We start from the raw sequence: 254 nt of genomic DNA on the forward strand, positions 1-254 counted from the left end.
TGGATGCCGTAGTTCTCGAAGGCCGGGGTGAGCTCCTCCAGCGACCGGTACCACTGCGCCTCACACTCCCGCGGGGTGTTCGGGTTCCCGGAGAACTCCGAGGTGATCTCCCTGCAGTCGATCTGGTCGGCCAGCTCCAGTAGCCGCCGCCAGTTCCGCACCTGCGCGGCACGTTCGGCCTCATCAGTGGAGGACCAGTTGAACACCGGATTCAGGGTGCGCACCCGCACCCCCGTCTCGTGCTGGGCCCGGTT

1 protein-coding gene is annotated in these 254 nt (G+C 66.9%); it reads right to left on the reverse strand.

What is annotated here, in order from left to right; genetic code table 11:
• A partial coding sequence (locus BN358_RS24225; RefSeq protein ID WP_157593507.1) for a TIM barrel protein occupies positions 1–254 on the reverse strand: 254 nt, incomplete at both ends.

This window comes from Sedimentibacter sp. B4, assembly GCF_000309315.1.
Taxonomy (GTDB): Bacteria; Bacillota; Clostridia; order Tissierellales; family Sedimentibacteraceae; genus Sedimentibacter; species Sedimentibacter saalensis.